Origin of the sequence: Pseudoduganella aquatica (assembly GCF_009857595.1) — a bacterium.
In the GTDB taxonomy this organism is placed as follows: Bacteria; Pseudomonadota; Gammaproteobacteria; order Burkholderiales; family Burkholderiaceae_D; genus Rugamonas; species Rugamonas aquatica_A.
This window is the reverse complement of the sequence record NZ_WWCU01000070.1, coordinates 1-13,382: the sequence shown is the minus strand read 5'-3', so window position 1 is coordinate 13,382 and position 13,382 is coordinate 1. Positions and strand designations below refer to the sequence as shown.

Annotated in this window: 12 protein-coding genes and 2 pseudogenes; 7 read left to right on the top strand and 7 right to left on the bottom strand. The window is 67.6% G+C overall.

What is annotated here, in order from left to right; translation table 11 throughout:
* Both GTP77_RS29045 and GTP77_RS29040 read right to left on the bottom strand, forming a co-directional pair.
* Nucleotides 1–270, bottom strand: a pseudogene (locus GTP77_RS29045) (class D beta-lactamase); the annotation flags it as partial.
* Nucleotides 267–647, bottom strand: coding sequence for a BlaI/MecI/CopY family transcriptional regulator (locus tag GTP77_RS29040; RefSeq protein ID WP_161075629.1), 381 nt, complete (start codon nucleotides 645–647; stop codon nucleotides 267–269). The gene GTP77_RS29040 and the pseudogene GTP77_RS29045, both read right to left, overlap by 4 nt.
* Before the next feature lie 119 nt (nucleotides 648–766).
* On the opposite strand from GTP77_RS29040, the gene ampC reads away from it, so the two are divergent.
* Nucleotides 767–2,629: a class C beta-lactamase gene (ampC, locus tag GTP77_RS30795; RefSeq protein ID WP_161075628.1), complete on the top strand. Its 1,863-nt coding sequence runs from the start codon at nucleotides 767–769 to the stop codon at nucleotides 2,627–2,629.
* Here the strand turns inward: ampC and GTP77_RS29030 are convergent.
* Together GTP77_RS29030 and GTP77_RS29025 are read right to left on the bottom strand one after the other, a co-directional pair.
* Complete coding sequence (locus tag GTP77_RS29030; RefSeq protein ID WP_161075627.1) at nucleotides 2,626–3,189, bottom strand: DinB family protein; 564 nt, start codon at nucleotides 3,187–3,189, stop codon at nucleotides 2,626–2,628. The genes ampC and GTP77_RS29030 overlap by 4 nt on opposite strands.
* Nucleotides 3,186–3,434, bottom strand: a complete 249-nt coding sequence (locus tag GTP77_RS29025; RefSeq protein ID WP_161075626.1) for a DUF3820 family protein — start codon at nucleotides 3,432–3,434, stop codon at nucleotides 3,186–3,188. The genes GTP77_RS29030 and GTP77_RS29025 overlap by 4 nt, the downstream gene beginning before the upstream one ends.
* A gap of 98 nt (nucleotides 3,435–3,532) precedes the next feature.
* Here GTP77_RS29025 and GTP77_RS29020 point away from each other — a divergent pair, with 98 nt between their 5' ends.
* Complete coding sequence (locus tag GTP77_RS29020; RefSeq protein ID WP_161075625.1) at nucleotides 3,533–4,750, top strand: MFS transporter; 1,218 nt, start codon at nucleotides 3,533–3,535, stop codon at nucleotides 4,748–4,750.
* 43 nt (nucleotides 4,751–4,793) lie between these two features.
* Here GTP77_RS29020 and dgt read toward each other — a convergent pair whose 3' ends face one another.
* Complete coding sequence (gene dgt, locus GTP77_RS29015) at nucleotides 4,794–6,011, bottom strand: dGTP triphosphohydrolase (RefSeq protein WP_161075624.1); 1,218 nt, start codon at nucleotides 6,009–6,011, stop codon at nucleotides 4,794–4,796.
* A gap of 98 nt (nucleotides 6,012–6,109) precedes the next feature.
* Between dgt and GTP77_RS29010 the strand changes: the two genes are divergently transcribed.
* The 4 genes from GTP77_RS29010 to GTP77_RS28995 all read left to right on the top strand — a co-directional run bounded on the left by GTP77_RS29010 (nucleotide 6,110) and on the right by GTP77_RS28995 (nucleotide 10,778).
* Nucleotides 6,110–7,582: a sodium:solute symporter gene (locus GTP77_RS29010; RefSeq protein ID WP_161075623.1), complete on the top strand. Its 1,473-nt coding sequence runs from the start codon at nucleotides 6,110–6,112 to the stop codon at nucleotides 7,580–7,582.
* A gap of 45 nt (nucleotides 7,583–7,627) precedes the next feature.
* A complete protein-coding gene (gene sppA, locus GTP77_RS29005) occupies nucleotides 7,628–9,499 on the top strand; it encodes a signal peptide peptidase SppA (protein ID WP_161075622.1) in 1,872 nt (623 codons plus the stop codon).
* Nucleotides 9,499–9,999: a GNAT family N-acetyltransferase gene (locus GTP77_RS29000; RefSeq protein ID WP_229202416.1), complete on the top strand. Its 501-nt coding sequence runs from the start codon at nucleotides 9,499–9,501 to the stop codon at nucleotides 9,997–9,999. Before sppA ends, GTP77_RS29000 begins: the two co-directional genes overlap by 1 nt.
* Before the next feature lie 194 nt (nucleotides 10,000–10,193).
* A complete protein-coding gene (locus GTP77_RS28995) occupies nucleotides 10,194–10,778 on the top strand; it encodes a hypothetical protein (RefSeq protein WP_161075620.1) in 585 nt (194 codons plus the stop codon).
* Here GTP77_RS28995 and GTP77_RS28990 read toward each other — a convergent pair.
* Nucleotides 10,754–12,235: a sensor histidine kinase gene (locus tag GTP77_RS28990; RefSeq protein ID WP_229202414.1), complete on the bottom strand. Its 1,482-nt coding sequence runs from the start codon at nucleotides 12,233–12,235 to the stop codon at nucleotides 10,754–10,756. The two genes, GTP77_RS28995 and GTP77_RS28990, sit on opposite strands and share 25 nt — an antisense overlap.
* A complete protein-coding gene (locus tag GTP77_RS28985; protein WP_161075619.1) occupies nucleotides 12,235–12,927 on the bottom strand; it encodes a response regulator in 693 nt (230 codons plus the stop codon). Before GTP77_RS28985 ends, GTP77_RS28990 begins: the two co-directional genes overlap by 1 nt.
* Nucleotides 12,928–13,190: 263 nt before the next feature.
* Between GTP77_RS28985 and GTP77_RS28980 the strand changes: the two are divergent.
* Nucleotides 13,191–13,382: pseudogene (locus GTP77_RS28980) on the top strand (efflux transporter periplasmic adaptor subunit); the annotation flags it as partial.

The following is a 13,382-nucleotide window of genomic DNA, read 5'->3' as shown; positions in this document are numbered from 1 at the left end:
GCTTGGCGCGGCGGGGCGGCTTTGCGCGGCGTCGGGCAGGTCGATGGGCGGCACCAGGCGCAGGCGCTCGCTGTGCGGCAGCAGGATCACGAGGAAGGCCGCCACCACGGTGGCCTGGCCCAGCAGCCAGGTCGAGCGCTGCAGGGCCACGCCGGGCAGGCGGCGGCACAGCGCCGTCAGCGCCCACACGCCCAGGCCGGCGGCCAGGCAGCCGGCGCTGGCCAGCAGGAAGCGCAGCAGCCATTCGTCGACCGGTGCGGCGCCGCTCATGCCGCGTCCTGCTCGTCCGGCCAGTCGTTCAGCAGCTGCTCGAGCTGCGCCAGCTCGGCCTCGTCGACCAGCTTGCTGCCGGTGAACATATTGACCGGCAGCGGGGTGTCCATTTCCATCACGCGCTTGCCGAAGTCGTGCGCGAAGGCGGCCAGGGTGCCGACCTTTTCCAGCGCCGCCTCGTACACCTGCACGCCGTGCCGCGTCTGCTGGCTGACGGAGCCCTTGTCCAGCATGCGTTCCAGCGTCTTGCGGGTGGAGGAATAGGACCAGCCCAGTTCGGGTTCAACCTGGTCGTGGATTTCACGCGCGCTCAGCGGCTGCTGCTTCCACAGCGCCTTGAGCACGGACAGTTCGGAGATAGAGGGGATGGCCATGGCGCTATTGTGCAAGGGTTTGCGACCAATGTCACCAAAAATAAAATGTTTGACAGGCATGTGACCAATGTCGCATGATGGCCATGTTTGTCGCATTTCGCGGCTTTGAGAGGAGAAGTATGGAATTCCGCATGATCGCCATGGCGGCGCTGGGCAGCCTGGCTGCCTTGGCCGCCGCGCCCGCCGCCCACGGCGCCGAAATCTGCACCGCCATTGCCGACGCCGCCACCGGCAAGGTGCTGATGCAGCGCGGCGACTGCCAGCGTCAGGTCACCCCCGCGTCCACCTTCAAGATCCCCATCAGCCTGATGGGCTACGACGCCGGCTTCCTGAAGGACGAGCACACGCCCGAGCTGCCCTTCCGCCAGGGCTATGTGGACTGGCGGCCCAGCTGGCGCAGCGCGTCCGATCCGGCCAAGTGGATGAGCGAGTCGGTGGTGTGGTATTCGCAGCAGGTGACGCAGGCGCTGGGCAAGGTGCAGTTCGCCGCCTACACCCGGCGCTTCGAGTACGGCAACGCGGACGTGTCGGGCGACGCCGGACACGACGGGCTGACCGCGTCCTGGCTGGAGTCCTCGCTGCGCATTTCGCCGCTGGGCCAGCTGTCCTTCCTGGGCAAGGTCGTGAACCGCCAGCTTGGCGTGAGCGCGCACGCTTACGAGATGACGGAGCGCCTGATGCGCTTTGGGCAGTCGCCGGAAGGCTGGCGCATCAACGGCAAGACCGGCGCCGGGTCGGGCTATGGCTGGTATGTGGGCTGGGCCACGAAAGGGGAGCGCAAATACCTGTTCGCGCGCCTGATGCAGCGGGACAAAAGCATGCCGCAGGAGGTGTCCAGCGGCCCGCTGGCGCGCGACGGCTTTATTGCCGACTTTCCCGCGCTGGTCAACGCCATCGAGGTGGACCAGGCGATTCAGCCGCTGCTGGAGAAGAATGCGATTCCCGGCATGGCCGTGGCGCTCAGCGTGAACGGCAAGCACTACTTCTACAACTACGGCGTGGCGTCGAAAGACACCGGGCAGGCGGTCAGCAATGCCACGCTGTTCGAGCTGGGCTCGCTGAGCAAGCCCTTCACGGCCACGCTGGCGACCTACGCGCAGGCGCAGGGCAAGCTGGCCATGACGGACCCGGTCAGCCGCCATGTGCCCTATCTGCGCGGCAGCGTGTTCGACCGCGTCAGCCTGATCCACCTGGGCACGCACACGGTGGGCGACTTCCCCATGCAGGTGCCGGCCGAGATCAAGAGCTACGAGCAGCTGATGGACTACTACAAGAACTGGCAGCCGGCCCACGCGCCGGGCACGCACCGCACCTATTCCAACCTGGGCATCGGCCTGCTGTCCATCGCCACCGCCCGCAGCCTGGGCGTGCCGTATGCGGACGCGGTGGAGCGGACGCTGTTCCCGGCGCTGGGCATGGAGCACAGCTATATCCGCGTGCCGGCCGCGCAGATGGCGCAGTATGCGCAGGGCTACAACAGCAAGGGCGCGCCGGTGCGCGTCAATCCCGACGTGCTGGCCGAGGAGGCTTATGGCGTGAAGAGCAATACGCGCGACATGATACGTTTTGTGGACGCGAATATGGGCCTGCTGCCGCTCGACGCCAAGCTGGCGCGCGCCGTCGCGGACACGCATGCGGGCTATTTCACGCTGGGCGCCATGACGCAGGACCTGATCTGGGAGCAGTATGCCGGCCAGGCCGGGCTGGAGCAGCTGCTGGCCAGCACGGCGGAGAAGACGGTGTGGCAGGCCAATCCGGTTGGCGCCGTCGCGCCGCCGTCGGCGCCGCAGGCGGACGCCTGGCTGCACAAGACCGGCGCCACCGGCGGCTTCGCGGCCTATGCGCTGTTCAATCCGGCGCGCAAGGTGGGCATCGTGATGCTGTCCAACCGGGGCCTGCCGGGCAGCGAGCGGGTGAGCGCGGCCTATGAGGTGCTGAGCCGGGTCGCGCCCGGTGCTGCGCCTGCCGCTGCCGCTCCCTAGGGTTCGATATTGGGGATCAGCGCCAGCAGGTCGGTCACGCCCACGTCCACGCCGGCCTGCGAGAGCAGGGTGGTGGCCTGGCCGCGGTGGTGGGTCTGGTGGTTGAAGAAGTGCGCCAGCACCTCGAACAAAGGCTTGGCGTACTGCTCGCCGTTCATGCGGGCGTAGTGCAGGGCGGCGCCCAGGTCGGCCTCGGTCAGCGCTGCGGTCCAGGCGGTGATGACGCCGTCCAGCCAGGCGCGGTGGGCGGCCATGGGCGCCAGCGCGTCGAACTGCGGCGCGTCCAGGCTGGCCGGCATGGCCAGCGCGCGCACCGGCGCCAGCGCCGCGTACGCGGCCGGCGACTGCGCCGGCGACAGCGCGGACTCGGCGGCGAAGCGCTTGAGCCACACGGTGTCGGCCACCAGCAGGTGGTTCAGCGTGCCCTGCACCGAGCCGAAATACGCGCCCCGCTCGCGCGCCAGCTCGCCTTCCGGCAGCGCGGCCGCCGCCTCGTACAGTTTCTTGTTCATCCAGCTGTTGTAGCTGGCCATCAGTTGCACATGGCGGTGGCGGCTCATCGGGGCTTTCTCGGATATGGGCGCAGCGGCGGGGGACGCAGCGGGTCGAGCAGGCTGCGCAGGTTGTTGTGGTCGAGCTCGTACATCAGCGCCAGCAGGGCGCCCAGCTGGCCGCCGGGGAAGCCTTCGCGCGCGAACCAGCCCAGGTAGTGGCCGGGCAGGTCGGCCAGCACGCGGCCTTTGTATTTGCCGTAGGGCATTTCATAGCGCAGCAGCTGCGCCAGCGCGTTGGAGTCGAGGTTCATTGTTGATCTGGATTCAAATATCTTCTGCTCGGCGGCGTCTTTTTCGAAAGAATGTATGCCCCGATACTGCATGGCATCTACTTTACAGGAGTTATGCCATGCCTATTGCCTTGCTGGCGCTGACCATCAGCGCGTTTGCCATCGGGACCACCGAGTTTGTCATTGTCGGCCTGCTGCCGACCATCGCCGCCGATCTGGGCGTGAACCTGCCCTCGGCCGGGCTGCTGGTGAGCCTGTACGCGCTGGGCGTGGCCGTCGGCGCGCCGGTGCTGACCGCGCTGACCGGCAAGCTGCCGCGCAAGACCTTGCTGCTGTCGCTGATGGTGCTGTTTACCGCCGGCAACCTGATGGCCTGGCTGGCGCCGGGCTACCAGTCGCTGGTGGCCGCGCGCGTGCTGACCGGCCTGGCGCACGGCGTGTTCTTCTCGATCGGCTCGACCATCGCCACCTCGCTGGTGCCGCGCGAGAAGGCGGCGTCGGCCATCGCCATCATGTTTACCGGCCTGACCGTGGCGCTGGTGACCGGCGTGCCGCTGGGCACCTTCATCGGCCAGCACTTCGGCTGGCGCGCCACCTTCCTGGCCGTGTCGGCGCTGGGCGTGCTGGCCTTTGTCGGCAGCCTGCTGTACGTGCCCAGGGCGATCGCGCACAGCGCGCCGGCCTCGCTGCTGCAGCAGGTCAAGGTGCTGGGCCAGCCGCGCCTGCTGCTGGTGTACGCCATGACGGCGGTCGGCTACGGCGGCTCGTTTATCGCCTTCACCTATCTGGCGCCCATCCTGCAGGGCGTGGCCGGCTTTGGCGAGAACGCGGTGGGCGTGGTGATGCTGGTGTACGGCGTGTCCGTGGCGGTGGGCAATATCTGGGGCGGCAGGCTGGCCGACCGCCGCGGCCCGGTGGGCGCGCTGAAGCTCATCTTCGCCGGCCTGGCGGCGGTGCTGCTGGCGCTGACCTTCACCGCGCCGCATCCGTGGCTGGTGGTGGCGACCGTGCTGCTGTGGGGCGCGGTGGCCTTCGGCAATGTGGCGGGCCTGCAGGTGTATGTGGTGCAGCAGGCGGAGCACTACACGCCGGGCGCGGTGGACGTGGCCTCGGGCCTGAACATCGCCGCGTTCAACCTGGGCATCGCGGGCGGCGCCTGGGGCGGCGGCCTCATCGTCGAGCGCCTGGGCCTGGTGCACACGGGCTGGATGGGCGCGCTGGTGGTGCTGGGCGCGCTGGGCCTGACCGCGCTGAGCGGCCGCCTGGACCGGCTGAACCCGCGCGCGGCGGCGCTGGACGGCGCCGCGCCGCGCAAGGTGCGCGTGGCGGCGCACTAAGGCGGCATTGCGCGCCGCCCGGTGCCGCCTCTGCCCGGCCGCCCTAGCGCGGCCGGCCCGGGTAGATCCGCTCCAGGCTGCCCGGGCCGAAATAGCGTTCGTATTCCTGCGCCGCGTAGGAGTCCATCATGCCGGCGATGTAGTCGATCACCAGGCGCTCGCGGCTGTCCTTCAGGCAGCGCAGCTCCGGCGGCAGCAGGATGTTGTCCTTGTTGTACTGCGGATCGGTCAGCACCTCGAACAGGCCGCGGATGATCTTCTCGCCGCGCTTTTCGTACAGCTGCACGTCCTTCTTGCGCAGGATCGCCTTCCACAGCAGGCTTTTCAGGCCCTTGGCCAGCAGCTCGGCCGAGCGGTAGCCCAGCTGGCCGTCCACCACGTCCAGGTCGCGGCACAGCGTGTGCACGATCTCCGAGGTCAGCTCCTTGCGCAGCACGATGGAATATTCCTCGGACGAGGCCTGCTGCTCGCATTTGAGCGCCTCGTTGTGCGCGCGCTCGGCGATGGCCGAGAACAGCGGGTAGGCGGCCGCGTAGTCGGCGCTGATCTTGAACTCGTGCGCGATCTCGCCCACGGTGATGATGCCGAAGCTGAGCGCGTCCTCGACGTCGTGCGCCGCGTAGGCGATCTCGTCGGACAAATCCATGATCTGCGCGTCGATGCTTTTGCGCGCCGCGATGCCGTGCTTCGCCAGCTCGGCGCTGAGGAAGGCGTGGTCCTCGTCGTACAGGAATTTGCGCGGGTGCTCGCTGCGCGTGTGGAAATACTTGGTGATGCCGAACAGGGTGCGCACCGTCAGGTTCAGGCCGGCGTAGCCGTAGTGGCGCTTTTCCAGCGTGCGCAGGATGCGGAAGGCCTGGGCGTTGCCCTCGAAGCCGCCGTGCTCGGCGCACAGGCTGTTCAGGATCTTTTCGCCGTAGTGGCCGAACGGCGGGTTGCCGATGTCGTGCGCCAGCGCGCAGGTCTCGGACACCACGCAGCGCTCCAGCCCCATGTCGGCGGCGATGGAGCGCGCGATCTGCGCCACCTCCAGGCTGTGCGTGAGGCGGTTGCGGTTGGACTGGTTGGCGTCCACGCCGAGCAGCTGCATCTTGCCCTGCAGGCGGCGGAAGGAGGCCGCGTACAGCACCCGCGCGTAGTCGCGCATGGCGTCCTCGCGGCCGTCGCTGCGGCTGTCCTGCTGCTGGTGGACGCGGTATTCCAGCGGCCGCACCAGGGCTTCCTGGGCGCGCGCGTAGGCGATCGTTACTGATGAGTACATGCGATAACTCTGGGTGATGGAAGGGCAAAGGGATTCTAGACCAGCGCGCGCCGGATCGGGTGTATATTGCTGGCGAAATATTTCCCTATCGGAGTCCCATGTCGCCAGCAGCCCTGTTCAGTGTCGTCCTCGCCTATTTCGCCCTGCTGCTGGGCGTGGCCTGGCTGACCTCGCGCAACGCCAACAACGACAGTTTCTTTATCGGCAACAAGAACAGCAACTGGATGCTGGTGGCCTTCGGCATGGTGGGCACCACGCTGAGCGGGGTCACCTTCATCAGCGTGCCGGGCGCGGTGGGGCGCGACGGCTTCGGCTACCTGCAGATCGTGCTCGGCTATGTGCTGGGCTACCTGGCCGTGGCCTATGTGCTGCTGCCGCTGTACTACCGCCTGAAGGTGACGTCGATCTACCACTACCTGGACGTGCGCCTGGGCCGGCGCGCCTACCAGAGCGGGGCCGCCTTCTTCATCCTGTCGCGCACGCTGGGCGCGACGGCGCGGCTCTACCTGGTGGTCAACATCCTGCAGGCCACCATCCTCGACAGCCTGGGCGTGCCGTTCTGGGCCACCAACCTGGTGATATTGCTGATGATCTTGCTCTACACCTACGAGGGCGGCGTGAAGACCATCGTCTGGACCGACACGCTGCAGACCACCGGCATGCTGCTGGGCCTGGTGGTCTGCACCGGCTGGCTGCTGCACCGCATGGACCTGGGCCTGCTCGACAGCCTGGCGCGCATGGAGGCGGCCGGCCTGGCGCGCGTGCTGACCCTGGACGTGGACAGCCCGAGCTATTTCTGGAAGCAGGTGCTGGCCGGCATGGCCATCACCATCGCCATGACCGGCATGGACCAGGAGATGATGCAGAAGAACATCTCGGTCAGCACGGTGGGCAATTCGCAGAAGAATATGGTGGCGCTGACGGTGATCCTGGTCGGCGTGCTGGCGCTGTTCCTGTTCCTGGGCGGCCTGCTGCACCTGTACGCGCCGCTGGCCGGCCTGTCCGGCCCCGGCGCGTCCGGCGACAAGCTGTTCCCGGCCGTGGTGATGGGCCATATGCCGGCCGCGATCCAGCTGATCTTCTTCATCGCCTTGGTGTCGGCGCTGTTCCCCAGCGCGGACGGCGCCATCACGGCGCTGACCTCGTCCTTCTGCATCGACATCCTGGGCCTGCAGCGCCGCGCCGGCCTGGACGAGCGCGCCCGCACCGGCCTGCGCCACCGCGTCCACCTGGGCTTCTGCGCGCTGTTCCTGGTGCTGGTGATGGTGTTCAAGTGGATAGACAGCGCCAGCATGATAGGGGTGATCCTGAAGCTGGCCGGCTACACCTACGGCCCGCTGCTGGGCCTGTTCGCCTTCGGCATCCTGACGCGGCGCACGGTGCGCGACCGCTGGGTGCCGCTGGCGGTGCTGGCCGGGCCGCTGCTGTGCTGGCTCATTGACCGCAATCAAGCATTGCTTTTCGGCAGCTACAAGCTGGGCCTGGAACTGCTTATTATTAACGGCCTGCTGGTGATGGCGGGGCTGTTCCTGATTTCGTCGCCCGCGCGCGCACTAGGCAAGACTGGCTGATTTCGCTTACAGTGTTGTCAGATTTAAATTATTGAAGGAGCATCCATGTCACGATCCATTGTTTCCCGCATCGGCAGCGGGCTGGGCTACGCCTGGCGCGCGCTGGACTTCGGCCGCCGCGCCGTCCTGAATGTGCTGTTCCTGATCGTGCTGATCCTGCTGGCCATCGCCATCTTCAGCGGCGGCCCCAAGCCGCTGGGCGGCAAGACCATGCTGGTGCTGGACCTGAAGGGCGAGCTGGTGGAGCAGGGCGCCGCCGGCGTGCGCGAGGCGGTGAAAGCCAATCTGCTGGGCGGCGAAGTGCGCCGCACGGTGCAGCTGCGCGACGTGCGCAACGTGCTCGACACGGCCGCCAAGGATCCGCAGATCGCCGGCGCCGTGCTGCTGCTGGACGAGCTGGAAGGCGGCGGCCAGGCCAGCCTGCGCGAAGTGGCCGGCGCCATCGAGCGCTTCAAGGCCAGCGGCAAGAAGGTGGTGGCCTGGGGTTCCAGCTACAGCCAGCGCCAGTACCTGGTGGCGGCGCACGCCAATGAAGTCTACGTCCATCCCATGGGCGCGGTGCTGCTGGAGGGCTTCGGCCGCCACCGCAACTACTACCGCGACGCGCTCGACAAGCTGGGCGTGACGGTCAACCTGCTGAAAGTGGGCACCTACAAGAGCTTTGCCGAGCCGTATATCGCCAACGGCCCGTCCGAGGCGGCCACCGAGGCCGAGGCTTACCTGACCAACGCGCTGTGGGCCAGCTACACGAATGAGGTGGAGCAGGCGCGCAAGCTGCCGCAGGGCCACATCATGAAGAGCATCAACGAGCTGCCGGCGCTGGTGGAGGCGGCCAAGGGCAACCTGGCCCAGGTGACGCTGAACACCAAGCTGGTGGACGGCCTGAAGACCCGCGACGAAATCCGTGCGCTGATGATGGAGCGCGGCGAGAAGGACGAGAAGGGCAAGTCCTTCCGCCAGGTGAGCTATGGCGACTATCTGGCGCGCGTGCATCCGAAGATGATGGGCGATGCGGTGGGCGTGGTGATGGCGGTGGGTGAGATCAGCGACGGCGTGGCGCCGGCCGGTTCCATTGGCGGCCAGTCGACCTCGAACCTGATCCGTTTGGCGCGCGAGGATGCCAGCATCAAGGCCATCGTGCTGCGCGTGAATTCGCCGGGCGGCAGCGCCTTCGGTTCGGAGCTGATCCGCCGCGAGCTGGAGCTGACGCGCGCGGCCGGCAAGCCTGTGGTGGTGTCCATGGGCGATGTGGCGGCTTCGGGCGGTTATTGGATTTCCATGGCGTCCGACGAGGTGATTGCGGAGCCGAACACCATTACCGGTTCGATCGGCGTGTTTGCGCTGTTGCCGCGCGCCGACAAGGTGATTGATAAGCTGGGCATTCATACTGCCGGCGTGACCACCACGTGGCTGGCGGATGCGGCCAATCCTTTGCGCCCGCTGGATCCGCGCTTTGGACAGGTGATCCAGGGCAGCATCAATCATATTTATTCGGAGTTCACGACGAAGGCGGCTGCGGCGCGCAAGACTACGCCGGAGAAGATCAACGAGGTGGCGCAGGGCCGTGTCTGGACTGGCGTGCAGGCCAAGGAGCGCGGTCTGGTGGACCGTCTGGGCACGTATGGCGATGCGCTGAAGATTGCCGCCGAGCGCGCGAAGCTGGGCAGCGATTACCGCGTGACGTATATCGAGCGCGAGGTGTCGAAGTTTGACCGCTTTGTGGAGTTCTTCGGCGGTTCGGCGGCGCAGGCTGCGGCGCAGGCTTTCGCGCCTTACGTCAAGGCGGCCGTGGCGCCGACCGGCTTGCCTATGGGCGTGGCCGCCGATGCGGCACGGGATCTGAGCTGGCTGTCCGAGGTGGCCGACAAGCGCAAACCCTTTACGGCGGTGACGCACTGCCTCTGCGAATCGCCTTGATGCAAACGCAGGGGACGGCTTTGCAGTTGTCACTGCGGCCGCTGGCGCTGGGCGAGCTGGCGGCGTTGGCGGCTTCGCGCGTCCCGGCCGGCATGGAGGGGCGCGCGCAGCAGGGGGCTTTGCCGCCTGCGTTTGTGGCGCAGCGCGCGCTGGACCGGATTGCGCACGGCGGCCCGGAAATTTGGTGCGCCACTTTTTTGATCCTGCGCGGCGATGGCGAAATTCTTGGCGGCTGCGGTTTCAAGGGCGAGCCGTCGGATGGGCGGGTTGAAATTGCTTATGGCGTGGCGCCGGCCCACCGCCGCCAGGGCGTGGCTTTCTTTGCCGTGCAGGCGATGCTGGAGCTGGCTTTTTCCAGCGGCGTGCGTGAGGTGATTGCTGAAATTCTGCCCGAAAACCATGCATCCATCGCCGTCGTCCGCAAGCTGGACTTTCGCTTTATCGGCTCTCGCGTGGATGGGGACGGCGAGGTGGTTGGCGTGTGGGTGGCCGGTTCTTGATTCGCCTCCCTGCAGGACACGGTACTGGATTTGGTACTGAAATTCCCTGAACGGTACTGAAATTTACTGAAATCTTCCCTGGAATGGCCTGAACCTTCTGCTCTTGTTGAGGTCTAACTGGAGTTGGGTGGGAATTCAGTATCTTTCAGTACGATTCAGTACGTTTGAGGAGGAATTTCAGTATGTTGTCCTGTATGTCGCTCCAACTACCAACGGATACCCTGCACCGCCTGCTGGATTTTTTGCGCAACACCGGCAGCGGGCTCAACGCGGCGGAAGCGGCCGATCAGGCGGTCCGCGAATGGATAGACCGCATGGGCCGGGAAGGCCATCCCGGACGCGTGCCGGACGGCTACCAATGGAAGACATTGTTCCTGCCGGAGGGCACCCGCCTGACGGTCTTCTGCCAAACCGGCCTTGCCCATGCCTACGTGGTGGGCTCTCAGCTGCTCTACCAGGGCGAACCCACCTCCCCGAACCGCTTCGCCAAAGAAGCCTCAGGCTATGTGCGCAACGCCTGGACCGATATCACGGTCCGCTACCCCGGTGAAATACGCGCCAAGATGGCCTCCGTCCTGCGCCGCGAGCAAGAGCGCGCGGCAGCAGCCAAGGCTAGCCAGCCGCCTCCCGAAGTGCCGCGTGCCTACTGCCCGCCCAGCCAGCCGCCGCCCGAACCGCCGGTCCTGTTTGAATCACAAAAGCCGCCCCTGCCAGCGGACGAATGGCCCTATATAGACCGCCGCGCCTTGCGCGTCTATACCGATTGGGAACCGTTCTGAAGCGGCAAGGTGATGACGAAAGCGCTATGGCCGGTGTGCAGATGGTCGCAGCGCGCGTCGCCGCCGTGGCGGCGGGCGATCTGGCGCACCAGCGCCAGGCCCAGGCCTGAGCCCACGCTGTCGCGCGCATTGCTGCTGCGGTAAAAGGGCTCGAACACCTTGTCATACTCGGCCTTCGGTATGCCCGGCCCCGCGTCGCGCACCACGATCTCCGCCACGTCCACACCGTCCACGCTGCTGCGGCGCAGCTTCACCGTGGTGGGCGGCACGCCGTGGCGGCGCGCGTTCTCCAGCAGATTGCGCAGCATGCGGCGCAGCAGGCGCGCATCGCCGCGCACCGGCAGCGGTTCGCCGTCCAGGTCCGCCTCCTCGTAGCGCGCGCATTCCTCGGCCGCCAGCGGCAGCAGATCCAGCTCATCGTTCTCGGTGCGCTCGCCCACCGCGTCCAGGCGGCTGGCCAGCAGGATCTCGTCGATCAGCTGGTCCAGCTCCGCGATATCCTGCTCCAGGCCCGCGCGGCGCTTGGCGTCCACCTGTTCCTTGCTCAGCTCCAGCGCCAGGCGGATGCGCGCCAGCGGCGTGCGCAACTCGTGCGAAGCGTTGGCCAGCATGGTCTTGTGCGCGCCCACCAGCGCTTCGATCTGGTCCGCCGAGCGGTTGAAGCTGGCCGCCAGCGCCGCCACCTCGTCGCTGCCCTTGACCTCCACCCGCGCCGACAGGTTGCCCGCCCCCAGCGACTCCACGCCCTGCTGCAAATGCTCCAGCCGGCGCGTGACGCGCCGCACCACCGGGTAGGCGGCGATTGCGATAATGATGGCCAGCCCGATCAGGATGGTGTGCAGCCGCATGCGCGAAGGCATCTGGCGCAGCGGCGTGTTGGAGATGATATGGCGACCGTCGTCCAGCCGCATCTGGAAGCGGCGCAGGCGCAGCGGGCGGTCCAGGTCTTCGTCGCCGCGCGCCCAGCGCCGAGCGCGGTCCAGGGGCCCGGCGCGCGGCAAGGGCTCGGCGTCCGGCAGCGCGCGGCTCTCGCCGGGAGCGCCGTCGCCGCCAGCTGCGCCGCCGTTGCCGCCGCCGTCACCTTGCAGCCTGCCTTCGCTGCGCCTGCGCTCCTGCATGCGCTCCTGCATGCGCTCCAGCATTTCCATGCGCTGCTGGCGCAGCATGCGGCGGTCGGGGCGCTCCAGCGGCTCGCCCACGTAGGCCAGCCGCTGCCAGTCCTTGCTGAACAGCGTGATATCGGCGCGCAGGCCGCGCGTCAGGCGCTCCAGCGCGGCCTGCTGCTGCTCGGGCGGCGCCTCGGCGGCCGGCAGCGCGTTGCGCAGCAGCGTGCCCAGCGTGCGGTCCGACAGCTCGGTCGGCGCGCCCGCCCATTGCCACAGCAGCACCACGGCCAGCGTCAGCAGCGCCAGGCTGGCCAGCAGCGCGGCGTAGAAGCGGAAATACAAGCGCGGCATCAGTCCTGGTCCTTGGCGAACAGATAGCCCGCGCCCCGCACGGTGATGATGCGGCGCGGATGCTTGGGATCGTCCTCCACGGCGGCGCGGATGCGCGACATGTGCACGTCGATCGAGCGGTCGAAGGCCTCGGCCTGGCCGCCGCTGGTGGCGTCCATCAGCGCCTCGCGCGACAGCACCCGGCCCGCGTTCCGGGCCAGCATCAAGAGCACGTCGAACTGGCAGGCGGTCAGCTCGCAGGGCCGGCCGTCCAGCCGCGCGCCGTAGGCTCCCGGCTCGATCTCCAGCCGCCCGAAGCGCAGCACCTCGGTGGCCGCGCGCTGCGCCTCGCCGCCGCGGCGCAGCACCGCGCGCAGGCGCGCCAGCAGCTCGCGCGGCTCGAAGGGCTTGGGCAGGTAGTCGTCCGCGCCCAGTTCCAGGCCGATAATGCGGTCGATGGCGTCGCCGCGCGCGGTCAGCATCACGATGGGGACGTTGGAGCTGGCGCGCAGCTGGCGGCACACCTCCAGGCCGTCCATGTCGGGCAGCATCAGGTCCAGGATCACGGCGTCGGCCCGGTTGGCCGCCAGCCAGGCCAGCGCCGGCTTGGCGCGGGTGTGGGCGGTGACCTCGAATTTGGCCGTGGTCAGGTATTCGGACAGCATCTCGCTCAGGCGCGGATCGTCCTCGATAATCAGGATATGTTCGCTCATGCCCCATTCTACGGAGCCGGGCGGCCGCCAATGATGCTGTTTTGTGATTTTTTTGTAGCAGCTTTGTATCGGCTGGTGAGCGCGTGTAACGTCCTGCCGTTGCAGGCGCTCTGGCCCGCGTCCCGGCGCCTTGCCCGTTGCAAGCCCGCCGCGGGGCGGCGATTTGTTTCAATTCGACATTTTGCCCAAATGGCAGTGTGCTAGAGTCGTTTCATCTATGGCGCGTACTGGGCGCGCCGCGCCAAAAAACAAGGACAACAGCGATGAAATCGCCAGCACCACCGACCACCAGCAACACTCCGGGCATTCCTAAACGCAGCCGCCGCGCGCAAGTGATAGGCGGCGTGCTGGCCGTGGCCGCCATGGCCGGCCTGGGCGGCCTGGCCTGGCACCTGACCCATCCCGCAGCGGGCCAGGGCGGCCCCGGCGGTCCCGGCGCGGCGCCCGGCCCAGGC